The organism is Streptomyces sp. NPDC017529 (assembly GCF_044329785.1).
In the GTDB taxonomy this organism is placed as follows: Bacteria; Actinomycetota; Actinomycetes; order Streptomycetales; family Streptomycetaceae; genus Streptomyces.
Genome location: NZ_JBIRJY010000002.1, coordinates 497,592 through 522,444 on the forward strand (window position 1 = coordinate 497,592; position 24,853 = coordinate 522,444).

Consider the following 24,853-nt stretch of genomic DNA (forward strand, 5'->3'; position numbering starts at 1 on the left):
ACGGCCACACTCCACAGATTGGCCAAGATTCTTCCGTCCACATGCTGGGGACTGGGAAGTTATCCCGGTGGCTTCCACAGGCAGACCGGTCGACGGGACATCTGCCGAGGTCAGCGGGGTGTGGATTTGTGGCAAACAGTGATCCACAGGCTGTGGACAAAGCATTCGTCCACAACGGGCGGGACGCGTTGTCCACTGCCCGCCCACAGGTGGCCCGCCCTTGTCCCCAACTTCTCCACACCCCTGTCCACTGTTCGGCAAGGCAACACCCGGCCTCACCGGGGCGAGTGAAAGGCGTCACACCAAGGTGCCGGATTGGGCTGTGGGGAACCGGGGTAAAGCTGGGGACAGGACTGGGGAGAAGTAGGGGTCCCCTGTGCATCGGGTGTGCATGAATCCCGGCGGTCCACAGATACGGCCGGTTGTCCACGGCTGCCGCCCACAGGCCCGGTGGACAAAAAAACCGCGTTGACCTGCGCTGATTCAGTTGTCCACGGTTTCCACAGGCCCTACTACTACGACCACAGATAGCTACCGGGGAACTCGTTTCGAATCGGGTGCTGTGCACAACTTGGGGATCGGTCGTCCGGCGCCTCTCGATCCGACTTGACCCCGAGCCGCACCGACTGTCGGTGGCGTGCGTCAGACTGGTCTCCGGCGACCCAGCCGACGAAGAAGGCCAGCAGGGCGAAAGCCAGCAACAGCAGGAGGCGGTTTCCGGTGAAGATCCGGGTGGAGCGCGATGTACTCGCGGAGGCAGTGGCCTGGGCGGCCAAGAGCCTCCCGGCCCGTCCGCCGGTGCCCGTCCTCGCGGGCCTGCTGCTCAAGGCGGAGGAAGGCAGCCTGAGCCTCTCCGGCTTCGACTACGAGGTCTCGGCGCGGGTCTCCGTCGACGCGGATGTGGAGGAGGAAGGCACCGTCCTGGTCTCCGGCCGCCTGCTGGCCGACATCTGCCGCGCCCTCCCCAACCGCCCGGTGGAGATTTCCACCGACGGTGTACGGGTGACCGTCGTCTGCGGCTCCTCCCGGTTCACACTCCACACCCTTCCTGTGGAGGAGTACCCGGCACTGCCGCAGATGCCGACCGCCACCGGCACGGTGCCCGGCGAGGTCTTCGCCTCGGCCGCCGCCCAGGTCGCCATCGCCGCCGGCCGTGACGACACCCTCCCGGTGCTCACGGGCGTACGGATCGAGATCGAGGGCGACACCGTCACGCTCGCCTCCACCGACCGCTACCGCTTCGCCGTGCGCGAGTTCCTGTGGAAGCCGGAGAGCCCGGACGCCTCCGCGGTGGCGCTGGTGCCCGCCAAGACGCTCCTGGACACCGCCAAGTCGCTCAGCAGCGGCGACAGCGTCACCCTGGCGCTGTCCGGCTCGGGCGCCGGTGAAGGCCTGATCGGTTTCGAGGGCGCGGGCCGCCGTACGACCACGCGCCTGCTGGAGGGCGACCTCCCCAAGTACCGCACGCTCTTCCCCACCGAGTTCAACTCGGTCGCCGTGATCGAGACCGCCCCGTTCGTCGAGGCCGTCAAGCGTGTGGCCCTGGTGGCCGAGCGGAACACCCCGGTGCGCCTGAGCTTCGAGCAGGGCGTGCTGATCCTGGAGGCCGGTTCCAGCGACGACGCACAGGCTGTGGAGCGGGTGGACGCGGACCTGGAGGGCGACGACATCTCCATCGCCTTCAACCCGGGCTTCCTCCTGGAGGGCCTGTCGGCGATCGACTCCCCGGTGGCCCAGCTGTCCTTCACCACCTCGACCAAGCCGGCGCTGCTCAGCGGCCGCCCGGCCAAGGACGCCGAGGCGGACGACACGTACAAGTACCTGATCATGCCGGTGCGCCTGTCCGGCTGACCTGCCCACACCGTCCCCTGTCGCGGGTCTCACGGGTGCGCCGCCGGCGTGCCGCGCGGGGCCCGCGACCGGCTGGTGCGCCTGTGCGGCTGAACCGGTTGCCCGGTCGGCCGATGAGCGCTTGAGCCCACAGTTGTGCACGCACCGGCGGGCGTAGGCTCGGAGACAGGTCAGGCATGGAAACGAACGACTAGGTGCAAAGAGGGTCTCTGATGGAGCTCGGTCTCGTCGGTCTCGGCAAGATGGGCGGCAACATGCGCGAGCGCATCCGCCGCGCAGGCCACACCGTCATTGGATACGACCGCAACCCGGACCTGGCTGATGTCCACAGCCTCAAGGAACTGGTGGACGGGCTCAAGGGCCCGCGCGTCGTGTGGGTCATGGTGCCCGCAGGCGAGGCGACCCAGGCGACGATCGACGAGCTGGGCGAGCTGCTGTCCGCCGGCGACGTCGTGGTGGACGGCGGGAACTCCCGCTGGACCGACGACGAGAAGCACGCCGAGGAGCTGCGCGCCAAGGGCATCGGCTTCGTGGACTGCGGCGTCTCGGGCGGCGTCTGGGGCCTGGAGAACGGCTACGCGCTGATGTACGGCGGCTCCGCGGAGGACGTCGCCAAGGTGCAGCCGGTCTTCGACGCGCTCAAGCCCGAGGGCGAGTACGGCTCCGTGCACGCCGGCAAGGTCGGCGCGGGCCACTTCGCGAAGATGGTCCACAACGGCATCGAGTACGCCATGATGCAGGCCTACGCCGAGGGCTGGGAGCTGCTGGAGAAGGTCGACTCCGTCACCGACGTGCGCGAGGTCTTCCGCTCCTGGCAGGAGGGCACGGTCATCCGTTCCTGGCTGCTGGACCTGGCGGTCAACGCGCTGGACGACGACGAGCACCTGGACAAGCTGCGGGGCTTCGCCGCCGACTCCGGCGAGGGCCGCTGGACCGTCGAGGCCGCGATCGACAACGCCGTACCGCTGCCCGCGATCACGGCGTCGCTCTTCGCGCGCTTCGCCTCGCGCCAGGACGACTCGCCGCAGATGAAGATGATCGCCGCGCTGCGCAACCAGTTCGGTGGCCACGCGGTCGAGAACTCGAAGAAGTAAGTAAGCAAGCAAGCCAGGTAGCCGGGGGAGGTCGGCGCGCCACATGCACGTATCGCATCTCTCGCTCGCCGACTTCCGCTCGTACGCCCGGGCCGAGGTTCCGCTCGACCCGGGCGTCACGGCTTTCGTCGGTCCCAACGGGCAGGGCAAGACCAACCTCGTCGAGGCGGTCGGCTATCTGGCCACCCTGGGCAGCCACCGGGTCTCCTCCGACGCCCCGCTGGTGCGGATGGGCGCCGAGCGGGCGATCGTGCGGGCCGCGGTCGTGCAGGGCGAGCGGCAGCAGCTGGTCGAGCTGGAGCTGAACCCCGGCAAGGCCAACCGTGCCCGTATCAACAGGTCCTCGCAGGTCAGGCCGCGTGACGTGCTGGGGATCGTACGGACGGTGCTGTTCGCGCCGGAGGACCTGGCGCTGGTCAAGGGCGATCCGGGCGAGCGCCGCCGCTTCCTGGACGAGCTGATCACCGCCCGGTCGCCGCGGATGGCGGGCGTGCGCTCGGACTACGACCGGGTGCTCAAGCAGCGCAACACGCTCCTGAAGAGCGCGGCGCTGGCCCGGCGCCACGGCGGCAGGCAGATGGACCTGTCGACCCTCGACGTGTGGGACCAGCATCTGGCCCGGGTCGGCGCGGAGCTGCTCGCCCAGCGCTTGGATCTGATCGCCGCGCTCCAGCCGCTGGCCGACAAGGCGTACGAGCAGCTGGCGCCGGGCGGCGGCCCGCTGGCGCTGGAGTACCGCGGCTCGGCCGGCGACGGCATGGGCGGCGCCACGACACGGGAAGAGCTGTACGGGCTGCTGACCGAGGCGCTCGGCGCCGCCCGCAAGAACGAAATCGAGCGCGGGGTGACGCTGGTCGGCCCGCACCGCGACGACCTGCAGCTCAAGCTGGGGCAGCTGCCCGCCAAGGGGTACGCGAGCCACGGGGAGTCCTGGTCGTACGCGCTGGCGCTGCGGCTGGCCTCGTACGACCTGCTGCGCGGCGAGGGCAACGAACCGGTGCTGGTGCTCGACGACGTCTTCGCTGAGCTGGACGCCCGGCGTCGGGAGCGGCTGGCGGAGCTGGTGGCGCCCGGCGAGCAGGTGCTGGTGACGGCGGCGGTGGAGGACGACGTGCCGGGCGTGCTGTCCGGGGCCCGCTTCGCGGTGGCGGAGGGCGTCGCGGAGAAGGTACGGCCGTGAGCGGGCGACGGAGCCGGTGATGAGCGGCGAGCAACCGGGACCGCCCTCCGAGGAGCCCTCGGAGCGGCCGGCCGGCGCCGACCAGCCGAAACCCCCTGAGCTGTCCGGTATCGACCTGGCCCGGCAGGCGCTGGTCGCCGCCAAGGAGCAGGCGAAGGCGCGGGGCGCCGCCGCGCAGCAGAAGAAGCAGGCGCGCCGCGGCGGCCTGCGCTCGGGCGCGCGCGCCGACGGCCGCGACCCGCTGCCGCTGGGTGCGGCGATCAACCGGCTCATCACGGAGCGCGGCTGGGAGACCCCGGCCGCGGTCGGCGGCGTCATGGGGCGCTGGCCGCAGCTGGTGGGTCCGGAGGTGGCGCAGCACTGCGAGCCGCAGAAGTACGACGAGGACGCGCGGGTGCTGACGGTGCAGTGCGACTCGACGGTGTGGGCGACGCAGCTGCGGCTGCTGGCACCGCAGCTCGTGGCCCGTCTGAACCAGGACCTGGGCCAGGGCACGGTAAAGCTGATCAAGGTGCTGGGTCCGGGCGGTCCGGCCCGGCGGTACGGGCCGCTGCGGGCGCCCGGCAGCAAAGGTCCCGGGGACACGTACGGCTGAGACGTACGGGTGGTACGGGTGAGACTCCGCTCACCGTAGCCGGAGGTTGACAGCCCGAAGCGCTGAACGCCCCTTAGAGCGTCCTGGGGGCCCACCGCAGATATGGGGAGTCGGCCAACGGCATCTCAGGGCGGCACATGACGACTCAGGCGCCCGCAAACCCCCATTAGTGTCGGCGCTACCGGTAGACTGGTAGCAATCCCGCCCACTCGCGGAACATGTCGAACGACGCAGCCGCCCTGCTTCTGATGGAGGCGGCTCGTGCTGTGCCAGAAAGGGCGCTTCGTGGCCGACTCCGGCGACCTCAACGAGAACAACACGGCTTCTACTGAAGAGGGGGTTCCTGCCGGCGCCAGTGGCGACTCTCCGGAAGAGAAGTCGTACGACGCCAGCGCGATCACCGTCCTCGAAGGTCTGGACGCGGTCCGCAAGCGTCCGGGCATGTACATCGGCTCGACCGGCGAGCGTGGTCTGCACCACCTGGTGCAAGAGGTCGTCGACAACTCGGTCGACGAAGCGATGGCCGGGCACGCGGACACCATCGATGTGACGATCCTGCCGGACGGCGGCGTGCGCGTCGTCGACAACGGCCGCGGCATCCCCGTCGGCATCGTCCCGTCGGAGAACAAGCCGGCCGTCGAGGTCGTGCTGACGGTGCTGCACGCGGGCGGCAAGTTCGGCGGCGGCGGTTACGCGGTCTCCGGCGGTCTGCACGGCGTGGGTGTCTCCGTCGTCAACGCGCTGTCGCAGAAGGTCGCCGTCGAGGTCAAGACGGACGGCTACCGCTGGACGCAGGATTACAAGCTGGGCGTGCCGACGGCGCCGCTGGCCCGCAACGAGGCCACCGAGGAGACCGGCACGTCGGTCACCTTCTGGGCCGACGGCGACATCTTCGAGACGACCGAGTACAGCTTCGAGACGCTCTCGCGCCGCTTCCAGGAGATGGCGTTCCTCAACAAGGGCCTGACGATCACGCTCACCGACGAGCGCGCGGCCCATGTGGACGAGGAGGGCAAGCCGCTCTCGGTCCGGTACCACTACGAAGGCGGCATCGTCGACTTCGTGACGTACCTGAACTCGCGCAAGGGCGAGGCCATCCACCCCACGGTCATCGACATCGAGGCCGAGGACAAGGAGCGCCTGCTCTCCGTCGAGGTCGCGATGCAGTGGAACACCCAGTACACCGAGGGGATCTACAGCTTCGCGAACACCATCCACACGCACGAGGGTGGTACGCACGAGGAGGGCTTCCGCTCGGCGCTGACGGGTCTGATCAACCGTTACGCCCGGGACAAGAAGCTGCTGCGGGAGAAGGACGACAACCTCACGGGTGAGGACATCCGCGAGGGTCTGACGGCGATCATCTCCGTCAAGCTGGGCGAGCCGCAGTTCGAGGGCCAGACCAAGACGAAGCTGGGCAACACGGAGGCCAAGACCTTCGTCCAGAAGGTGGTCCACGAGCACCTGTCGGACTGGCTCGACCGCAACCCGAACGAGGCCTCGGACATCATCCGCAAGGGCATCCAGGCGGCGACGGCCCGCGTGGCGGCCCGCAAGGCCCGCGACCTGACCCGCCGCAAGGGCCTGCTGGAGACGGCGTCGCTGCCCGGCAAGCTCTCGGACTGCCAGTCGAACGACCCCACCAAGTGCGAGATCTTCATCGTCGAGGGTGACTCCGCCGGCGGTTCGGCCAAGTCGGGTCGCGACCCGCAGTACCAGGCCATCCTGCCGATCCGCGGCAAGATCCTGAACGTGGAGAAGGCGCGGATCGACAAGATCCTGCACAACAACGAGGTGCAGGCGCTGATCTCGGCTTTCGGTACCGGTGTCCACGAGGACTTCGACATCGAGAAGCTGCGCTACCACAAGATCATCCTGATGGCGGACGCCGACGTCGACGGCCAGCACATCAACACCCTGCTGCTCACCTTCCTCTTCCGCTTCATGCGGCCGCTGGTGGAGGCCGGGCACGTCTACCTCTCCCGCCCGCCGCTCTACAAGATCAAGTGGGGCCGCGACGACCACGAGTACGCGTACTCGGACCGGGAGCGCAACGCCCTGATCGAGCTCGGCAAGCAGAACGGCAAGCGGATCAAGGACGACTCCGTCCAGCGGTTCAAGGGTCTGGGCGAGATGAACGCCGAGGAACTGCGGGTGACGACGATGGACGTCGACAGCCGGGTGCTCGGCCAGGTCTCGCTGGACGACGCGGCGCGCGCCGACGACCTGTTCTCGGTGCTGATGGGGGAGGACGTCGAGGCCCGGCGCTCCTTCATCCAGCGCAACGCCAAGGACGTCCGCTTCCTCGACATCTGAGCCCTGTCGGCCCTCCCCCGCCCGGTGCGGGGCCCCAGCAGCCGCAGCTCGAAAGGATTTTGAACAGCAATGGCCGACGAGAACCCCCCTGTGACCCCGGACGGCGTGACCGCCGAGGGCGCGGCCCCCGCCATCGAAGGCGTGGGCATGCGCGTCGAGCCCGTCGGGCTCGAAACGGAGATGCAGCGCTCCTACCTCGACTACGCGATGTCCGTCATCGTCTCGCGCGCGCTGCCGGACGTGCGGGACGGCCTCAAGCCGGTGCACCGCCGCGTCCTGTACGCGATGTACGACGGCGGGTACCGCCCCGAGAAGGGCTTCTACAAGTGCGCCCGCGTCGTCGGCGACGTCATGGGTACGTACCACCCGCACGGTGACTCCTCCATCTACGACGCGCTGGTCCGCCTGGCCCAGCCGTGGTCGATGCGGATGCCGCTGGTGGACTCCAACGGCAACTTCGGCTCGCCGGGCAACGACCCGGCCGCGGCCATGCGGTACACCGAGTGCAAGATGAAGCAGCTCTCCATGGAGATGCTGCGGGACATCGACGAGGAGACCGTCGATTTCCAGGACAACTACGACGGCCGCAACCAGGAGCCGACGGTCCTGCCGGCGCGCTTCCCGAACCTGCTGATCAACGGCAGCGCCGGCATCGCGGTCGGCATGGCGACCAACATCCCGCCGCACAACCTGCGCGAGGTGGCCGCCGGTGCCCAGTGGGCGCTGGAGAACCCCGAGGCGTCCAACGAGGAGCTGCTGGACGCGCTCATCGAGCGCATCAAGGGCCCGGACTTCCCCACCGGCGCGCTGGTGGTGGGCCGCAAGGGCATCGAGGACGCGTACCGCACGGGCCGCGGCTCCATCACGATGCGCGCGGTGGTCGAGGTCGAGGAGATCCAGAACCGCCAGTGCCTGGTGGTCACGGAGCTGCCGTACCAGGTCAACCCGGACAACCTCGCGCAGAAGATCGCCGACCTGGTGAAGGACGGCAAGATCGGCGGCATCGCCGACGTCCGTGACGAGACCTCCTCGCGTACGGGCCAGCGCCTGGTCATCGTCCTCAAGCGGGACGCCGTCGCCAAGGTCGTGCTGAACAACCTCTACAAGCACACCGACCTGCAGACGAACTTCGGCGCGAACATGCTGGCGCTGGTGGACGGCGTGCCGCGCACCCTGTCGCTGGACGCGTTCATCCGCAACTGGGTCAGCCACCAGGTCGAGGTCATCGTCCGGCGTACCAAGTTCCGGCTGCGCAAGGCCGAGGAGCGGGCCCACATCCTGCGCGGTCTGCTCAAGGCGCTGGACGCGATCGACGAGGTCATCGCCCTCATCCGGCGCAGCGACACGGTCGAGGTGGCGCGCGAGGGCCTGATGGGCCTGCTGACCATCGACGAGATCCAGGCCAACGCGATCCTGGAGATGCAGCTGCGCCGGCTGGCCGCCCTGGAGCGCCAGAAGATCACCGCCGAGCACGACGAGCTCCAGGCGAAGATCAACGAGTACAACGCGATCCTCGCCTCGCCGGAGCGCCAGCGCCAGATCATCAGCGAGGAGCTGGCGGCGATCGTCGAGAAGTTCGGCGACGACCGGCGTTCGAAGCTGGTGCCCTTCGAGGGCGACATGTCCGTCGAGGACCTGATCGCCGAGGAGGACATCGTCGTCACGATCACCCGTGGCGGCTATGTGAAGCGGACGAAGACCGACGACTACCGGTCGCAGAAGCGCGGCGGCAAGGGCGTGCGCGGTACGAAGCTGAAGGAAGACGACATCGTCGACCACTTCTTCGTCTCCACCACCCACCACTGGCTGCTGTTCTTCACCAACAAGGGCCGGGTCTACCGGGCCAAGGCGTACGAGCTGCCGGACGCCGGCCGGGACGCGCGCGGCCAGCACGTCGCCAACCTGCTCGCGTTCCAGCCGGACGAGCAGATCGCGCAGATCCTGGCGATCCGCGACTACGAGGCCACTCCGTACCTGGTGCTCGCCACCAAGGGCGGCCTGGTGAAGAAGACGCCGCTCAAGGACTACGACTCGCCGCGTTCGGGTGGTGTCATCGCCATCAACCTCCGCGAGACGGAGGAGGGCGCGGACGACGAGCTGATCGGCGCCGAGCTGGTCTCCGGCGAGGACGACCTGCTGCTGATCAGCAAGAAGGCGCAGTCGATCCGGTTCACCGCCACGGATGAAGCGCTGCGTCCGATGGGACGCGCGACCTCGGGTGTCAAGGGCATGAGTTTCCGCGAAGGCGATGAACTGCTCTCGATGAATGTGGTGCGGGCCGGTACGTTCGTCTTCACCGCCACCGACGGCGGCTACGCCAAGCGCACCTCGGTGGACGACTACCGGGTGCAGGGTCGCGGCGGCCTCGGCATCAAGGCCGCCAAGATCGTGGAGGACCGGGGTGAGCTGGTCGGCGCCCTGGTGGTCGAGGAGACGGATGAAATTCTCGCCATCACGCTCGGCGGTGGCGTGATCCGTACGCGGGTCAGCGAGGTCAGGGAGACGGGCCGTGACACCATGGGCGTCCAACTGATCAACCTGGGCAAGCGCGATGCCGTGGTCGGCATCGCACGTAACGCCGAGGCCGGACGCGAGGCCGAAGAGGTCGACGGGGTCGAGGAGACCGAATCGGCCGACGAGGCGGCGGGTACCGAGTCCGCGGTGGCCGAGGGCGGCGAGCCCGCGGCGGAGTAACGCGAGGAGTAGGTCGTGAGTGGAGCCACGGGCGCTGCGGCGGGTGGGTCGGGGAACAAGAGAGGTTCCCGGTCCGGACCCGCGACCGTGACGGAAGACAGCGCTCGTGGCTCCGCCACTGACGCCGGCACCACGTCCGAGGGCTCCTACCAGGGGGGAACCGTGACCGACACGCGTCAGCCGCATCCGCAGAAGCCGCAGTCCGCGTCCCAGCCGCAGCCCCAGCAGAAGAAGGCGCCCGGCGCTCAGGGCGGCGGCACCCAGGGCGGGCAGCAGCCGTATCAGCCGCCCCAGGCGTACCGTTCGGGAGCGGGGCAGGGCGCGGGGGCGCAGCAGGGTGTGCGCCGGCCGCGTACGGGAGCCCGTACGACGCCGCGTACGCGCAAGGCCCGGCTGCGCGTCGCCCGCGCCGACCCGTGGTCGGTGATGAAGGTCAGCTTCCTGCTCTCCATCGCGCTGGGCATCTGCACCATCGTGGCCGTCGCGGTGCTGTGGATGGTGATGGACGCGATGGGCGTCTTCACCACCGTCGGCGGCACGATCAGCGAGGCGACGGGCTCGGGCGACGGCGGCGGCTTCGATCTCCAGACGTTCCTGTCGCTGCCGCGGGTCCTGCTCTTCACATCGGTCATCGCGGTGATCGACGTGGTGCTCGCGACGGCGCTGGCCACGCTCGGCGCCTTCATCTACAACATCTCGGCCGGGTTCGTGGGCGGCGTCGAGCTGACCCTCGCCGAGGACGAGTGACGGTCGCGGGCGTCCTGGAGGGGGCCGTGCCGCGGCCCCTCCCGGGAGGTTCTCCCAGGCTCCGGGGGGACGATTTTGGGAACGCCTCTGAAGTGCGCTAATCTTTCGGTGCAGCGCGGGGCTATAGCTCAGACGGTTAGAGCGCTTCCCTGATAAGGAAGAGGCCACAGGTTCAAGTCCTGTTAGCCCCACCAGCGCGAAGAGGTCCTACTGATACCAGTAGGACCTCTTTCGCGTTCCGGGGTGGTGCGCAGGTGTTCGGGGTCGGCCGGGCAGGCGGTCGCATTGGTCGGGCCCTAGGTCACCGATCGGTATCGGCCGGTGTGTATCATCGGCCCTCAGAGGTCCCCTACGTCAACGAAAGACGAGGTCGCGCGGTGAAGAAGCTCCTCCTGGTCGCACTGGCCGCCATCGGCGGGCTCCTCGTGTACCGCCAGATCCAGGCGGATCGCGCCGAGCAGGATCTGTGGACGGAGGCGACCGACTCCGTGCCCGCAGGTTCGGGTGTGTGAGACGCAGAGCAGTTCGTAATCCAACGTACGTACCCCGGCCACCGCGCGACGGTGACCGGGGTTTCGTGCGTCCGGGGGCGGGAGGCCGCGCGGCGCGGCCGTCCCTGCGGGTTTGCCATAGCACATAAATAGCTTGCAAAAGCAAATGTGGTGAGAGGTGGCTCGTGGTGAGGGGGCTTGGGCGCTCTCTTGGGCGCACGACGACGGGCGGGTTCGCCGGGCGGCTGGCTTCCGTACTGGTGCCCGTACAGCTGTCCGTGCTGGTGTGGTCGGCGGCCGCGTGGGCGGCGCCACCGGGGCCGTCCGGGTCTGCGGGGCCCTCCGGGCCGACGGCGGGTTTACCGGGCGACCTGCCCGCATACAGAACGGCGGCCGGCGCCCGGGCCGTACAGGGCACGCCCGGCCCCGCGAACGCGCCCCGGATCGGGCCCGGGACGTACACCGACACCCTCGCCCGCGGCGACGAGAGGTTCTACGCCGTGCGCCTGGACGGTGAGTCCAGCGCCTACTTCTCGGCCGTGGCCGCGCCGCGTCCCGGTACCGAAGTCGCGGACCACACCGACAGTTTGAAGGTCGTCCTTCAGGACGCCGACGGCAGCACGTGTGCGCCGGGCGGCAGTACCTCCTTCCGCGGCCGCGGCATGGCGTACCCGATCGCCGACTACGCCACCCGCCGTATCGACGGCCCGCGGGCCAACTGCCGACAGGCGGGCACGTACTACCTGGTGGTCAAGCGGACGGGCCGGGTGCAGACCGGCGGAGCGGCCCGCTGGCCCGTCGAACTGCGCGTCCAGCGCGAACCCGGCCTCACCGGCTCCCCGCCCGCGCAACCCGGCCCCCGCACCTGGTCCACCGCGACACCCGTGCCGCTCACCGGTGGCACCACGAAGGAAGCCCGGGGCGGCACCGGCTTCAACGACGCGGGGGCGGTCGGCAAGGGCGTGTGGCGCGACCGGATCAGGCCGGGGGAGACACGGTTCTACCGGGTGCCGCTGGACTGGGGGCAGCAGCTCAACGTCAGCGCCGAACTGCCACAGGCAGCGCTGTCCGGCAGCGGCACGGGTGTGGCGGGGCGCGGGGTCGCGGGCTCGCGCCTGGTGGCGAGCGCGCTGGGGCTGGGCGTCTACAACCCGGCGCGCGGCCCGGTCAGCGACACCCGGTTCGTGCCGTACGACGGAAAACCGGCCGCGGCCAAGTTCCTCACCGCTCCTGTGGACTACGGGAACCGCTACAACGCCACCGCCCCGGTGAACGCGATGCGCTTCGCCGGCTCGTACTACCTCGCGGTCTCGCTCCACCCGGACGCCGCTAAGTACTTCGAGCACGGCGCGCAGTTCACGCTGCGGGTGGACCCGCTGGGCCGGCCGCAGCGGGCGCCCGGCTACCGCGAGAACGCCGCCGAGTTCTCCGTCACGCCACAGGAACGGGTGGCGGCCGACGCGGGCATGACGCCGCAACAGGCCACGCACAACGGCACCTTGCGGCTGGTGGGGTACGGAGGCATCAGCACGGGGACGGTGTTGCTGCTGGCACTGGGGGTGTGGACGGTGGTGGCGCGGCGCGGCGGCGGCCGGGGCGCGGGACGTGGCGGGCCCGACGGGCCGGCCCGACCGGTCAGCTGACGGACAAGGCCCAGACGCCGACCGCGATACACAGCAGCGCCACGAGGACCACCGGCACCGCGACCTGCGGCGGCGGCCCCGGACGCCGCTGCGTACGCGCCCGGTGCCTGCGGGCCGGAGCGCGGTCGGCGGCAGGCGTGGACGGCTGCGGGTGACCGGGGGTGTACGGGCGGGTGTCCGGGGGCGGGGCGGGGCGCTGTGGCGTGGGTAAGCCCGCGGAGGGCGGGGCCAGGGGGAAGCTGCCGGTGTCGGACATGTGCGGCGCGGGTGCCGGTGGCGGGGTCGAGGGCACCGGAGGTACGGGTGTGGACGGCGTGGCCGGAGCGTCCGGCGCGTTCGGAGTGACCAGGGCGTCGGGCGCGGGCGGGACTTCCGGCTGCGCGCCCTTCGGGTGCAGCGGTCCGTCCGGTCCGTACCCGGCCGGCAGCGGTCCGATGTGGTCGAAGACCTCGACGATGTCGTCCTCGACGGTCGTTTCCGGCAGCAGTTCGGCCGCCGCGAGAAGCGCCTTGCGCGCGCCCGCGGCCGTCTTGAAGCGCAGGTCCGGGTCCGGTTGCAGCAGGCTCGCCAGCACCTGCCACAGCGGCTCGGCGACGTCCTCCGGAGCGTCCGGCGTGCCGTGCTGCGCGAAGTGCTCGATCAGGCCCTGGGCGTCCGGCTTGGAGCCGGTGAGCAGGTGCACGGCGACCAGGCCGACCGCGAAGAGGTCGCCGGGGAAGTCCGGCTCGGCGCCCAGCATCTGTTCGGGGGCGAAGTAACCGGGCGTGCCCACCACGTAGTTCACGTCGGTCAGCCGCGGCTCGCCCTTGCGCATCGCGATCCCGAAGTCGGACAGCCGCACGTGCGGGCGGCCGGTGCCGGTGGACTCCAGCAGGACGTTGGCGGGCTTGATGTCGCGGTGCACGATGCCCTCGGCATGGACGGCCGTCAGCCCCGACAGCAGCTGGTCGAGCAGTACGCATGCCAGGCGCGGCGGCAGCGGCCCGTAGTCGCCCACCAGGTGCGCCAGCGACCCGCCGTGCACCAGGTCCATGGTGAACAGGACCTTGTCGTCGTCGGCGGCCCAGCTCGCGGGGGCCAGCACGTGCGGGTGGTCGATGCGTACCGCCTGCTCGCGTACAAAGCGCAGCAGCGTGTGCGCGTCGCTCTGCTGCAACACCTTGGCCGCCACATAGCGGCGGCGCCGCTGGTCCCAGGCGCGCCAGACGGCGCCCACACCGCCCCGTCCGATCGGGTCGATCAGTTCGTACCGACCGGCGAAGACCTCACCCATTGCGCCCCGTCCGCCTACCGAACCACCGAACTGCCCGCCTACCGGAGGCCGTCGCGTGCGCCGCCCCCGGCTGCCCGCCGCCTGAGAGCCCGTGCCTAGCCCTGGTGGGCCTCGTAGTGGGAGACCGCGTCGGCGGTACGGCCCGCGCCGTAGACCCGGAGGAACTCTGCCAGTTCGGGGTGGGTCGGTGCGAGGGTGTTCGCGGCGTCGATGATGTCGCCGGCGGCCGAGACGGAGCGCAGCAGCGACTGGATCTCGCGCACCACCCGCCGTACGGTCGTCGCCCCGGTGGACGACGTGGCCTGCGCGGTGTTGTTGAGCACCGAGCCGCCCGCGGTCTTCTTGATCTCGTCCATCCGGTCGGTGGCCTCGGCGGCGCTGACGCTGCCGTCCGCGACCTGACCGGCCAGTTCCTGGAGCGCCTGGACACGCTGGACGACGGCCGGGTTCCCGATCTTCGCCCGCTGGCCGCTCATGAGCTGTGACAGCATGGGCGCGGACAGCCCCAGCACGGACGCGAGCCGGGCCTGGTTGAGGCCGAGATCGTCGATGAGACGGCGGAACAGCGCCCCGAGAGGCTCCCCGTACCAGCTCCGCTGCAGCTCCCGAGCGCGCGCGGTGGCTTCTTGCTGTGCTGCGTCCATGGCGTCTCCCCTGTCTCCCCGATCGCGCTTCGCTGCCGCGAATCTCGCGAAGCATCCTACGGAGACCACCTGCGCCGAGCGATACCCGGTCGGGAAACCCTTCGGGCACCGGGTACCCTGGTTCGCGACGGGGCCTTAGCTCAGTTGGTAGAGCGCTGTCTTTGCATGGCAGATGTCAGGGGTTCGACTCCCCTAGGCTCCACAGAGGAAGACCCCTCTGATCCGCGGAAACGCGGTCAGAGGGGTCTTTTTTGTCCTGTTTTCCGGGTAGCCGGTCCGGGAGAGCGACCTCGTCGGGTGCTTGCCGTCAGGCGATTCTGGCCGGTGCGCCCGCGTGTTCCGTCGGCTCGTCGGCCAGGGGGAGCCGCGACTTGGGGCCGGCCGCGCGCCAGGGCAGCTTGCCCTGCGTCACCGCGAGCACGGCGCCCAGCACCAGTACCAGTGCCCCGGTGCCCTGGAGCCAGCCGAAGGACTCGTTCAGGAGGAGGGTGGCGCACAGCGTGTTGATCACGGGCACGTTGAACATCATGAGGGAGGCCTTGGCCGGGCCGACGGTTCCGACCCCACGGTAGTAGAGGAGGTTCGCCACGGCAGCGGCGCCGATCGCCAGGAAGACGGTGTTCAGCCAGACGCTGGTCGGCAGTTCGCCCCACGCCACGTCGACCGCGTCGGGCGCCGCGAGGACGCCGAGGAGCACGGCACCCGCGCAGGTCGCGTACGTCGTGGCCTTCAGCGGCTCGACGCCCGCGAGGACGCGCGGCCCCACCAGGGTGTAGGACGCCCAGCACACCGCGCTCAGGAGGAAGAGGGCGTCGCCCAGGAGACGGGACGAGCCACCGCCTCCTCCGCCGCCGGCTCCGATGAAGAAGATCGCCGCGCCGGTGAGCCCGAGGGCCAGGCCGGTGACGCGTGCCCAGGTCGCCTTCTCCTTGCCGGTCACCAGCAGGAACGCGCTCGTGAGAACCGGGCTCATGACAGGGATGAGAATGCCGGCGTCCAGGGAAGGAGCGAGCGAGAGGCCCCAGAAGAAGAAGCCGTTGTAGGCGAAGACCCCCAGCACACCGGCGGCTGCCGCGAGCCATCCGTTGCGGGCCGGTACGCGCGTCGTACGGTTGCCGAACACCGCTACGGCGAGCAGCAGGGCCAGCGCACCGCCGCCGAAGCGCAGGAAGGCTCCCACGGAGTGCGGCACGTGCTCCACAACCGACTTGGAACTGGAGAAGGAGCTTCCCCAGAGCACCATCGTCACCATAAGCAGCGGATACGGATTGCTGATCCTACTTATCGTTCCCATGCGCCGACCCTGCCCGAGGGGGCTTGCCCATGACTTGAACGCTCGTGCGCGGCCACAATAGGTTCATGCGGAACGTAGACGGCTGGGTGCGGTACTGGCGGGACGGGTCCCGCCCGCTGGAGGCCATGCACGCGCACTTCCACGATCACGTGTACGCGCCGCACAGCCACGACACCTACTCCTTCGGCATCACGGACTTGGGCGCGCAGACCTTCCGCTGCCGCGGCGCGCACCACATCAGCGGCGCCGGCATGGTGATGGCGTTCAATCCCGACGAGGTCCACGACGGCCAGGCCGCAGCGGAACTGGGCTATCAGTACCGCATCGTGCACATCGGCCCGTCCGTGATGCGCGAGACCCTCGGCGACGCGGCCGGCGACGAGACCTCGGGGGCGATGCCGCTGTTCGTCCGCCCCGTGCTGACGGACCCCTTGCTCACCGGGGCGCTGGCCCGCCTGCACGAGGCGCTGGTGAACGGTGCCGGCGACCTGGCTAGGGAGGAACTCCTGACGGCCACCGTCCTCGCGCTCGCGGAGCGGGGCGCGACCCGGGCGCCACGCAGGAGGGCGCTGGAGGGCGAGGCGCGGCGCCGGGCGGCCCGGCAGGCGCACGCCCTGCTGAACGAGGTCTTTCTCGAACCGGTGTCGGCGGAGGACCTGGCGGCGGCGGCCGGGTGCAGCCGCTTCGCGCTGTACCGGGCCTTCCGTTCGGAGTTCGGCATGGCGCCGAGCGACTACCAGCGTCTTCTGAGGCTCCGTAGGGCCCGGCAGTTGCTGGCCCACGGCCTGTCACCGGCGGATGCCGCGGCATCCGCCGGTTTCTCCGACCAGGCTCACTTCAACCGGTGGTTCAAGCGCGCGTACGGAATCACTCCGGCGATCTACCAGCGCGCTGTTCACTGACCCCTTCGACGCCTGACAGCGCGAGGGGCGCGGGTCCTCGGGGGATCGCGCGTACGCAGGCCCGGTGGCCACGTCTTCCCAGGCCAACGGCCCGTGCCGCAGGCCCTTGGGCGGGGCTGCGGCACGGGCCGGGGTCTTCCTGGGGCGGCGAGCGGCCGGGGGATCAGGCGGTGGGCCCGCCGCGTTCCTCCGCTTCGGCCTCGGCCTGCTTGGCCTGGACCTCCGGGTCGAGGGCGGCGGCCTCCGCGGTGCCGTCGACCGCGGTGAGGGTGGCGCGCTCGCTGACCTCGGTGGGGGCGGGGGGCTCGACCAGCCAGTCCGGGTTGGCCTGCTTGTCCCACCACTTCCAGGCGGCGAAGGCGCCGCCCGCGAGGATGCCGACCACCGCGAGCCGCTTGGCCGCCTTGCCGGCGCGCCGACGGCGGTTGTGCTTCTTGACGAGCTTCTCGATCTCCTTGGCCGACACCTGGCCGCGGAGGGCGGCGAGGGCGGCGGTGCCGCGGGACACGGCCTGTTCGCGGACCGGCTCGGCCGCGGCGCGTGCGCTGTGCACGGCGTGCTCGACGCGCGGGGCCGTGTAGTCGGCAGCCTGGCGGGCGGCCTCGCGGGTGCGCTTGGCGGCCCGGCTCGCGGCCGCGTCCACCTTCGGGGGCAGGGCGCCGCGCGCGTGCTCTATGTGTGGCTGCAGACGGGCGTCGTACTGGCTGCGTGCCTGGTGAGCGGCCTCGGCCACCTTGGGTGCCAGTCGTGTGCGGGCCTCGTGCGCATAGTGCACGGCGGTGTCCTTGGCCGTACCGGCATACGGAGCCACCACCTCCGCCGCGTGCCGCACGCTGTCCTTGGCCGAACTGGTCGCCGCGCGCACGCTGTCCTTGCGGGTCACGGGATCCTCCTCCTCGGTGGCGTGTCCGGGGGGCTCGGGGGTTGTCCCCCAATGTCTGCTGTGTCGCCTGTCCACCCGATGCAAGATCATGCCTGCACACGCGTCATACGGCATGTGCGAGCAGGCATCCGGGTCATTGAGGACCCTTACGGAGCCTTGTGATGACAATGCCACGCTTTGCCGGGTCGTGCGCCGGTTCGGCGGGTACTGGTCACGGAAACGGCGGCCGGAACGTGGAGCGGTGTCCGGGTACGGCGCGGGCGTTCGTGCGAGGATCGGGACTCGTCAGTGCAGACTTATGGAAGGTAGATCGTGGCTGAGCAGCTCTACGCCACCCTGAAGACCAATCAGGGCGACATCGAGATTCGGCTCCTGCCGAACCACGCGCCGAAGACGGTGAAGAACTTCGTCGAGCTCGCCAAGGGCGAGCGCGAGTGGACCCACCCGGAGACCGGCAAGAAGTCCACGGAGAAGCTGTACGACGGCACGGTCTTCCACCGGGTGATCAGCGGCTTCATGATCCAGGGCGGCGACCCGCTGGGCAACGGCACCGGCGGCCCCGGGTACGAGTTCGCGGACGAGTTCCACCCCGACCTGTCGTTCAACAAGCCGTACCTGCTGGCCATGGCCAACGCCGGGCCGGGCACCAACGGCTCGCAGTTCTTCGTCACGGTCTCCCCGACCACCTGGCTGACCGGGAAGCACACCATCTTCGGCGAGGTCACCAACGACGCGAGCAAGAAGGTCGTGGACGCCATCGCGGCGGCCCAGACCAACCCGCGCACCGACCGCCCGGTCAACGACATCGTGATCGAGTCGGTCGTCGTCGAGAGCCGCTGAGGCACGGACGGCCGGCCCCGCGGCCCCGGCGCTCGGGCGAGCGGGAACCATTGCGCCCTGCCCGGTCGTAGATCGGGTGGGGCGCGCACCGTGTTCGCGCGGTGCCGCGCGAACGACGAGGACGAGGGACCGAGGGGACCATGGACCAGGCGCCAGGCAGCCCACAGGAGCCGCGGGACGCGCAGCCGGGCGATGCCGCGCCGCCCGGCTGCTACCGCCATCCGGACCGCGCCACCGGCATCGGCTGTACGCGCTGCGAGCGGCCCATCTGCCCCGAGTGCATGGTCAGCGCCTCGGTCGGTTTCCAGTGCCCGGAGTGCGTACGCGGCGGCAGCGGTACGGGCCGTACGGCGCAGGCCGCCACCCCCCGCACGGTCGCGGGCGGCTCGCTGACCGCGGACACCCGCCTGGTCACCAAGATCCTGCTCGGCATCAACGTCGCGGTGTTCGTCGCGGTGCTGGCGGTGGGCCGCGGCCTGGTCCAGGACCTGGAGATGATCGGCGGGGCCTTCGTCCCCGAGGAGGCGAAGTTCATCGGCGTCGCCGAGGGCGAGTGGTACCGCCTGCTGACGGCGACGTTCCTGCACCAGGAGCCGATGCACATCATCTTCAACATGCTCTCGCTGTGGTGGCTGGGCCCGGCGCTGGAGGCTGCTCTCGGCAGGGCCCGCTACCTGGCGCTCTACCTGCTCTCGGCGCTCGGTGGCAGCGCGCTGTCGTACCTCCTCGCCGCCCAGAACGAGCCCTCGCTGGGAGCGTCCGGCGCGATCTTCGGGCTGCTCGGCGCGACGGCCATACTGATGCGCCGCCTGAACTACGACATGCGGCCGGTGCTGATCCTGCTCGCGCTGAACCTCGTCTTCACGTTCGTGTGGCACAACATCGCGTGGCAGGCGCACATCGGCGGCCTGGTCGTGGGCGCCGCGGTGGCGTACGGCATGGTGCACGCGCCGCGTGAGCGCCGGGCGCTGGTGCAGGGCGCGACCTGCGCGGTGGCGGCCCTCGCGATCGTCGCGGTGGTGTGGGTGCGGACCGTTCAGCTCCTGGGGTGAGCGGAGCCGGGTGCTTCGCGCACGGCCGTTCGGGGCGAGTTGTCCACAGCGCGTGGCGGATCTTGTGCATCGCGTGGGCAATGCGTGGTAGGGGCTGCGCTGATCAGCGTTTCCCCAGGAAGGGCCAGGGGTCGGGACACGCCGGACGGCGGGCTGCCGGTCACACCGGCGTCAACGGCCGGGAAGTTATCCACAGATCTTCTGAAGTTTTCCCCGGCTGTGGATAACCGTGTGGATGGCCTTGGGCAGGGCTTGCGCGCCTGCCCGACAGCCGTCGTAGGAACCGGCTACTTCCACTGGGTGGACACGCCGAAGCCCACCGCGATGAAGCCGAAACCGCACACGATGTTCCAGTTGCCCATCGCCTTGACGGGCATGTCGCCCGAGGTCACGTAGAACAGCACGATCCACACCAGGCCGATCAGGAACAGTGCCAGCATCACCGGGGCGACCCAGCCCCGGCCGGAATTCAGTCGCAGATTGGTCGTCTGCTTCGCCGGCGGCGGCGTGAAGTCGTCCTTCTTGCGGATCCGTGACTTCGGCACGAGGAACTCTCCTGTCGATGCTCTGCGTGACCGCACCGGGTGGCGGGTGATACGGAATGCGGGCCGGGCGGGGAGCGACGGGGAGCGGGTTGTTCCCCCCGGGCGTCCGTTAGCGTAGTGCTTCCGCGGCGTCGTAAGGAGCAAGGGTACGTTGAGCACTTCCGCTGACTCCCCCGGCCACCCGCCGCGCCGCCGCCTGCGGCCGGTGCGCCTGCTGACCCTGGCCGTCTTCGCGCTCGCCGGCCTGATCTTCTGGCTCAGCTTCGACACCGCCCGCGGCACGGACCTGCGCTCCGACGACTCGATGCTGCGCCTGTCCGACCTCATCCAGGAACGCAGCCACAAGAACGGCGCCCACGACGAGCGCAACGCCGCGCTGCGCGACGAGGTGGACGCCCTGGCGCAGGGCGACAGCGGCAACTCCGAGGCCGACGACGCCAAACTGGCGGCGCTGGAGAAGAACGCCGGCACCAAGCCGGTGTCCGGCAAGGGGCTGACCGTCACCCTCACCGACGCGCCGCCGAACGCCACCGCCAAGATCCCCGGCGTGCCAGAGCCGCAGCCCAACGACCTGGTCATCCACCAGCAGGACCTGCAAGCCGTGGTCAACGCCCTGTGGCAGGGCGGTGCCAAGGGCATCCGCGTCATGGACCAGCGGCTGATCTCGACCAGCGCGGTGCGCTGCGTCGGCAACACCCTCATCCTCCAGGGACGCGTCTACTCGCCTCCGTACAAGGTCACCGCCGTGGGTGACCGCGACGCGCTCAGCAAGGCGCTGACCGCCTCGCCGGCCATCCAGAACTACATGCAGTACGTGAACGCCTACGGCCTCGGCTGGAAAGTCGACCAGCACGAGGCGGTGACTCTGCCCGGTTACTCCGGCACAGTGGATCTCCACTACGCACAGCCTGTGAAGCCGTGACCCGCCGGCCGCCCGCACCGGCGACGGCGGCCGGGGAGGGGGCGGTCCGGGATGACGGTACGGTCCGGTGCGCGGCGGCGGCCCGGCGGCCGGGGGCGCTCCGGCGGGCGGGCGCCGTCCGCCACGACGGCGCGGCTGGTCGTCCGGGCGTTCAGCGAGGTGTGCGTCACCGCCGGCACGCTGATCGTCCTGTTCGTGGTCTACGTCCTGTTCTGGACGGGCGTGCGGGCCGACAGCGCGATGGACGGTGAGATCGGCAGACTCCAGGACCGGTGGTCCGCGGGGCCGGTCGCGACCGGCACGCCGGAAAGTCCGGAAGGGCAGCCGGGCCGGGCCGCGCGACAGCTCCCGTACGAGAACGGCACGTCCTTCGCCGTGATGTACATCCCCCGCTTCGGCGCCGGCTGGAGCAAGCCCGTGCTGGAGGGCACCGCGGTGGACGTACTGAAGAAGGGCCTGGGGCACTACGACCGGACCGCGCGCCTCGGCGAGACGGGCAACTTCGCGGTCGCCGGGCACCGGCGTACCTACGGCGACCCGTTCAAGGACTTCCCCGACCTGCGGCCGGGCGACGCGGTGGTACTCACGGACGGCACGACGTGGTTCACGTACCGGATCGACAAGCGGCCCTACAAAACGCTGCCCACCGACGTCGGAGTCATCGACCCCGTACCGCGCAAATCCGGATACAACGGGCCGGGTCGTTACCTCACTCTTACGACCTGCGAGCCAGAGTGGGGCCACAGCCACCGGCTGATCGTCTGGGCCCACCTGGATTCCACCCAACCCGTGGAGCGCGGAAGGCCGTCGGCTTTGACCGGCTGACCCCCCGGCCCCCGGCCTTGCCCTTTAGTCTGGTGGGGCGATCGACATCGATCGACACGGTCATCGTCATCGGCAAGTAGGGACAGCGACAGCATGTACGGCTGGATCTGGCGGCATCTGCCGGGCAACACATGGGTGAAGGCGCTGCTTTCGCTCGTGCTCGCGCTGGCGATCGTCTACGTGCTCTTCCAGTACGTCTTCCCGTGGGCGGAGCCGCTGCTCCCCTTCAACGACGTCACCGTCGACCAGGGGATGGGCGCCGTCCGATGACCACACGGATTCTCGTCGTCGACAACTACGACAGCTTCGTCTTCAACCTCGTCCAGTACCTCTACCAACTGGGTGCCGAGTGCGAGGTCCTGCGCAACGACGAGGTCGAGCCGCGCCACGCGCAGGACAACTTCGACGGCGTGCTGCTCTCCCCGGGGCCCGGCGCTCCCGAGCAGGCCGGCGTCTGCGTCGACATGGTCCGGCACTGCGCCGGCACGGGCGTGCCGGTCTTCGGCGTCTGCCTCGGGCTCCAGTCGATGGCGGTCGCGTACGGCGGCGTCGTGGGCCGGGCCCCCGAGCTGCTGCACGGCAAGACCTCCCTGGTCTCCCACGAGGGCGCGGGCGTCTTCAAGGGGCTGCCCACCCCCTTCACCGCCACCCGCTACCACTCCCTGGCCGTGCAGCCCGGCACCGTCCCCGACGAGATGGTGGTCACCGCCTGGACGGGCGACGACGCCGAGACCGGCGTGGCGATGGGCCTGCGGCACCGCGAACTGCCCGTGGAAGGGGTGCAGTTCCACCCCGAGTCGGTCCTGACGGAGTGGGGCCACCGGATGCTCGCCAACTGGCTGGTGGAGTGCGGCGATTCCGGTGCGGTGGAGCGTTCGGCGGGGCTTGCCCCGGTGGTCGGCAAGGTCGGCGCGTGACGTCCCTCCGCCCCGAACGCGAAGGGAGGTCCTACGAGCCGCAGCGTGACGCCGACGGTTCGTACGACCGCGAGGCGTTCGAGGCGGCCGTCGGGCAGCTGGACGACCCTCTGACGGACCCCCTCCCAGGCCGCCCGCCCGTACGGGAATCGCGGCCCGAGGCTGACCAGGCCGCCCGACCGGCGCCGCGGCGGCCCGCGGCTGCCGGCGGTGGGTCGCCCTGGTTCCGTCCTCACCAGGCCCCGAGCCGCCCGGCTGCCGCCGACCCGATACCGGCGCCGGACCCGGCCCCGGCACCGGATCCCGCCCCGATACCGGATCCCGCCCCGGAGATCGCTCCGCTCCCGGGCCCGGCCCCGGAACCGACGGCCGACGACGAGACCATGGCGCTCCGGCAGGCCGAGGAGACCGGCACCGGACGTACCGGAGCGGACGCTGTTTCACGTGAAACCGACGCAACCGAAGCACCGGTGGCGACAGCGACGGCAGCGGCAGCGACACCTCCGGCAACCGGCGGCCGCGCCGCACGCCGCAAGGCCGCCCAGGAGGCCGCCAAGCGCGGCAACAGGCGCAAGGGACGCGGCAACCGCACGGACGCCGCCACGGCGTCCTCAGCGGCCGCTGAGGCGCCTTCGGTGCCCATGTCGCGGCTGGAGGCCCGCCGGGCCGAGCGGGCCCGCAAGGAGAGCCCCAGCGTCATCGCGAGCCGTGCCGTGGGCGAGGTGTTCATCACCCTCGGCGTCCTGATGCTGCTCTTCGTCACCTACCAGCTGTGGTGGACGAACGTCCTGGCACACCAGCAGGCGGGCGGGACCGCCAGCAACCTGGAGCACGAGTGGGACGAGGGTGGCGCGGACCGCAAGCCCGACGCCTTCTCGCCGGGACAGGGCTTCGCGATCATGTATATCCCCAAGCTGGACGTGAAGGTCCCGATCGCCGAGGGCATCAGCAAGCCCGCGGTGCTGGACCGCGGCATGGTCGGCCACTACGACAAGAACAGCGTGAAGACCGCGATGCCCTGGGACAAGCAGGGCAACTTCGCGGTGGCCGGGCACCGCAACACCCACGGCGAGCCGTTCCGGTACATCAACAAGCTCAGCAAGGGCGACAAGATCGTCGTCGAGACGGGCAGCACGTACTACACGTACACGATGGAGAGCATCCTCCCGCAGACCTCGCCGCGGAACATCGCGGTGATCGGCCCGGTCCCGGCCGGCTCCGGCTTCAAGGGCCCCGGCCGCTACCTCACGCTCACGACCTGCACGCCGGAATTCACCAGTACCTACCGGATGATCGTCTGGGGCAAGATGGTCGAGGAGCGGCCGCGGAGCAAGGGCAAGCCGGATGCGCTCGTCAGCTGAGCGAACGTAAAAGGGGTACCGCGGTGACTGCCACCGGACACGACGAGGACACCGGCCCGGCGGCGGCCGAGGCGACGACCGTACCGCCACGCCGCCTGCGCGGGCGCGTCGCCGCCGTCGTCAGCGTCATCGGCGAGCTGCTGATCACGGTGGGCCTGATCCTGGCCCTGTTCGTCGTCTACTCGCTGTGGTGGACGAACGTCCTCGCCGACCGCGAAGCGCACAAGCAGGGGGACACGGTGCGCCGCAACTGGGCGCAGCCCCCGAAGGGCCCCGGCGCGCTGGACACCAAGGACGGCATCGGCTTCCTGCACGTCCCGGCGATGAAGAACGGCGAGGTGCTCGTCAAGAAGGGCATCGGCTCGGACGTCCTGAACGAGGGTGTCGCCGGCTACTACACCGAGCCGGTCGAGTCGGCCCTGCCGCAGGACAAGGAAGGCAACTTCACGCTCGCCGCGCACCGCGACGGCCACGGCGCGAAGTTCCACAACATCGACAAGCTCAAGAACGGCGACGCGATCGTCTTCGAGTCCAAGGACACCTGGTACGTCTACAAGGTCTACGCGTCGCTGGAGGAGACCTCGAAGTACAACGTGGACGTGCTGGACGACATCCCCAAGGAGTCCGGCAAGCGCCAGGCGGGCCGCTACATCACCCTGACGACCTGCACGCCCGTCTACACCTCGACCTACCGCTACGTCGTCTGGGGCGAGCTGGAGCGCACCGAGAAGGTCGACGCCAAGCGCACCCCTCCGAAAGAACTGCGCTGAGGACGGCACCGGCC

Annotated in this window: 23 protein-coding genes and 2 tRNA genes; 20 read left to right on the plus strand and 5 right to left on the minus strand. The window is 70.2% G+C overall.

Annotated features, from left to right (window positions below; genetic code table 11):
• The first annotated feature begins 720 nt into the window (after positions 1 to 720).
• The 10 genes from dnaN (at position 721) to ACH4K4_RS06000 (ending at position 12,611) form a co-directional block, all read left to right on the plus strand.
• Positions 721 to 1,851, plus strand: a complete 1,131-nt coding sequence (dnaN, locus tag ACH4K4_RS05955; RefSeq protein WP_360125388.1) for a DNA polymerase III subunit beta — start codon at positions 721 to 723, stop codon at positions 1,849 to 1,851.
• Between the two features lie 212 nt (positions 1,852 to 2,063).
• Complete coding sequence (gene gnd, locus ACH4K4_RS05960) at positions 2,064 to 2,945, plus strand: phosphogluconate dehydrogenase (NAD(+)-dependent, decarboxylating) (protein WP_398165098.1); 882 nt, start codon at positions 2,064 to 2,066, stop codon at positions 2,943 to 2,945.
• A 43-nt stretch (positions 2,946 to 2,988) separates the two neighbouring features.
• Positions 2,989 to 4,125, plus strand: a complete 1,137-nt coding sequence (recF, locus tag ACH4K4_RS05965) for a DNA replication/repair protein RecF (protein WP_398165100.1) — start codon at positions 2,989 to 2,991, stop codon at positions 4,123 to 4,125.
• A gap of 19 nt (positions 4,126 to 4,144) precedes the next feature.
• Complete coding sequence (locus ACH4K4_RS05970) at positions 4,145 to 4,720, plus strand: DUF721 domain-containing protein (RefSeq protein ID WP_398165101.1); 576 nt, start codon at positions 4,145 to 4,147, stop codon at positions 4,718 to 4,720.
• 285 nt (positions 4,721 to 5,005) lie between these two features.
• A complete protein-coding gene (gene gyrB / locus ACH4K4_RS05975; RefSeq protein WP_398165415.1) occupies positions 5,006 to 7,036 on the plus strand; it encodes a DNA topoisomerase (ATP-hydrolyzing) subunit B in 2,031 nt (676 codons plus the stop codon).
• A gap of 69 nt (positions 7,037 to 7,105) precedes the next feature.
• Entirely contained in the window at positions 7,106 to 9,730 is a 2,625-nt protein-coding gene (gyrA, locus tag ACH4K4_RS05980; RefSeq protein ID WP_398165102.1) for a DNA gyrase subunit A, read from the plus strand.
• Positions 9,731 to 9,745: 15 nt separating this feature from the next.
• Positions 9,746 to 10,477 (plus strand): DUF3566 domain-containing protein, encoded by a 732-nt coding sequence (locus ACH4K4_RS05985; protein ID WP_398165103.1) that lies wholly within the window; start codon positions 9,746 to 9,748, stop codon positions 10,475 to 10,477.
• A gap of 117 nt (positions 10,478 to 10,594) precedes the next feature.
• Positions 10,595 to 10,671: transfer RNA gene (locus ACH4K4_RS05990), tRNA-Ile, on the plus strand.
• A gap of 183 nt (positions 10,672 to 10,854) precedes the next feature.
• The gene (locus ACH4K4_RS05995) at positions 10,855 to 10,989 is read left to right on the plus strand and encodes a DLW-39 family protein (RefSeq protein WP_003958712.1); all 135 of its coding nucleotides are present in this window, start codon (positions 10,855 to 10,857) and stop codon (positions 10,987 to 10,989) included.
• A gap of 167 nt (positions 10,990 to 11,156) precedes the next feature.
• The gene (locus ACH4K4_RS06000) at positions 11,157 to 12,611 is read left to right on the plus strand and encodes a hypothetical protein (RefSeq protein WP_398165104.1); all 1,455 of its coding nucleotides are present in this window, start codon (positions 11,157 to 11,159) and stop codon (positions 12,609 to 12,611) included.
• On the opposite strand, the gene ACH4K4_RS06005 is transcribed toward ACH4K4_RS06000, so the two are convergent.
• Positions 12,604 to 13,884, minus strand: coding sequence for a serine/threonine-protein kinase (locus ACH4K4_RS06005; RefSeq protein WP_398165106.1), 1,281 nt, complete (start codon positions 13,882 to 13,884; stop codon positions 12,604 to 12,606). The two genes, ACH4K4_RS06000 and ACH4K4_RS06005, sit on opposite strands and share 8 nt — an antisense overlap.
• A 95-nt stretch (positions 13,885 to 13,979) precedes the next feature.
• Positions 13,980 to 14,528 carry a helix-turn-helix domain-containing protein gene (locus tag ACH4K4_RS06010; RefSeq protein WP_398165108.1) on the minus strand — a complete coding sequence of 183 codons (549 nt, stop codon included), beginning with the start codon at positions 14,526 to 14,528 and terminating at the stop codon, positions 13,980 to 13,982.
• 129 nt (positions 14,529 to 14,657) lie between these two features.
• Here ACH4K4_RS06010 and ACH4K4_RS06015 point away from each other — a divergent pair.
• Positions 14,658 to 14,730 (plus strand) — tRNA-Ala (locus tag ACH4K4_RS06015).
• 105 nt (positions 14,731 to 14,835) lie between these two features.
• Here ACH4K4_RS06015 and ACH4K4_RS06020 read toward each other — a convergent pair.
• The gene (locus ACH4K4_RS06020; RefSeq protein ID WP_398165109.1) at positions 14,836 to 15,822 is read right to left on the minus strand and encodes a DMT family transporter; all 987 of its coding nucleotides are present in this window, start codon (positions 15,820 to 15,822) and stop codon (positions 14,836 to 14,838) included.
• A 65-nt stretch (positions 15,823 to 15,887) separates the two neighbouring features.
• Between ACH4K4_RS06020 and ACH4K4_RS06025 the strand changes: the two genes are divergently transcribed.
• On the plus strand, positions 15,888 to 16,724 hold the full coding sequence (locus ACH4K4_RS06025; RefSeq protein ID WP_398165111.1) for an AraC family transcriptional regulator: 837 nt from the start codon (positions 15,888 to 15,890) through the stop codon (positions 16,722 to 16,724).
• 163 nt (positions 16,725 to 16,887) lie between these two features.
• On the opposite strand, the gene ACH4K4_RS06030 is transcribed toward ACH4K4_RS06025, so the two are convergent.
• Positions 16,888 to 17,607, minus strand: a complete 720-nt coding sequence (locus ACH4K4_RS06030; RefSeq protein WP_398165112.1) for a DUF5324 family protein — start codon at positions 17,605 to 17,607, stop codon at positions 16,888 to 16,890.
• A 312-nt stretch (positions 17,608 to 17,919) separates the two neighbouring features.
• Here ACH4K4_RS06030 and ACH4K4_RS06035 point away from each other — a divergent pair, with 312 nt between their 5' ends.
• Both ACH4K4_RS06035 and ACH4K4_RS06040 read left to right on the plus strand, forming a co-directional pair.
• On the plus strand, positions 17,920 to 18,447 hold the full coding sequence (locus ACH4K4_RS06035; RefSeq protein WP_398165113.1) for a peptidylprolyl isomerase: 528 nt from the start codon (positions 17,920 to 17,922) through the stop codon (positions 18,445 to 18,447).
• A gap of 140 nt (positions 18,448 to 18,587) precedes the next feature.
• Positions 18,588 to 19,499 (plus strand): rhomboid family intramembrane serine protease, encoded by a 912-nt coding sequence (locus ACH4K4_RS06040; RefSeq protein ID WP_398165115.1) that lies wholly within the window; start codon positions 18,588 to 18,590, stop codon positions 19,497 to 19,499.
• A 287-nt stretch (positions 19,500 to 19,786) separates the two neighbouring features.
• Here the strand turns inward: ACH4K4_RS06040 and crgA are convergent, their stop codons facing one another.
• The gene (gene crgA, locus ACH4K4_RS06045) at positions 19,787 to 20,044 is read right to left on the minus strand and encodes a cell division protein CrgA (RefSeq protein ID WP_398165116.1); all 258 of its coding nucleotides are present in this window, start codon (positions 20,042 to 20,044) and stop codon (positions 19,787 to 19,789) included.
• A gap of 151 nt (positions 20,045 to 20,195) precedes the next feature.
• On the opposite strand from crgA, the gene ACH4K4_RS06050 reads away from it, so the two are divergent.
• From ACH4K4_RS06050 to ACH4K4_RS06075, 6 genes are all read left to right on the plus strand, one after another.
• Positions 20,196 to 20,966 (plus strand): DUF881 domain-containing protein, encoded by a 771-nt coding sequence (locus ACH4K4_RS06050; RefSeq protein WP_360125413.1) that lies wholly within the window; start codon positions 20,196 to 20,198, stop codon positions 20,964 to 20,966.
• A gap of 51 nt (positions 20,967 to 21,017) precedes the next feature.
• Positions 21,018 to 21,791 carry a class E sortase gene (locus ACH4K4_RS06055; protein WP_398165117.1) on the plus strand — a complete coding sequence of 258 codons (774 nt, stop codon included), beginning with the start codon at positions 21,018 to 21,020 and terminating at the stop codon, positions 21,789 to 21,791.
• Between the two features lie 93 nt (positions 21,792 to 21,884).
• Positions 21,885 to 22,061 carry a hypothetical protein gene (locus ACH4K4_RS06060; protein WP_398165118.1) on the plus strand — a complete coding sequence of 59 codons (177 nt, stop codon included), beginning with the start codon at positions 21,885 to 21,887 and terminating at the stop codon, positions 22,059 to 22,061.
• Entirely contained in the window at positions 22,058 to 22,708 is a 651-nt protein-coding gene (locus tag ACH4K4_RS06065) for an aminodeoxychorismate/anthranilate synthase component II (RefSeq protein ID WP_398165119.1), read from the plus strand. Before ACH4K4_RS06060 ends, ACH4K4_RS06065 begins: the two co-directional genes overlap by 4 nt.
• Positions 22,705 to 24,069 carry a class E sortase gene (locus ACH4K4_RS06070; protein WP_398165120.1) on the plus strand — a complete coding sequence of 455 codons (1,365 nt, stop codon included), beginning with the start codon at positions 22,705 to 22,707 and terminating at the stop codon, positions 24,067 to 24,069. Before ACH4K4_RS06065 ends, ACH4K4_RS06070 begins: the two co-directional genes overlap by 4 nt.
• Positions 24,070 to 24,092: 23 nt before the next feature.
• Positions 24,093 to 24,839 (plus strand): class E sortase, encoded by a 747-nt coding sequence (locus tag ACH4K4_RS06075; protein WP_398165121.1) that lies wholly within the window; start codon positions 24,093 to 24,095, stop codon positions 24,837 to 24,839.
• Positions 24,840 to 24,853 lie beyond the last annotated feature (14 nt).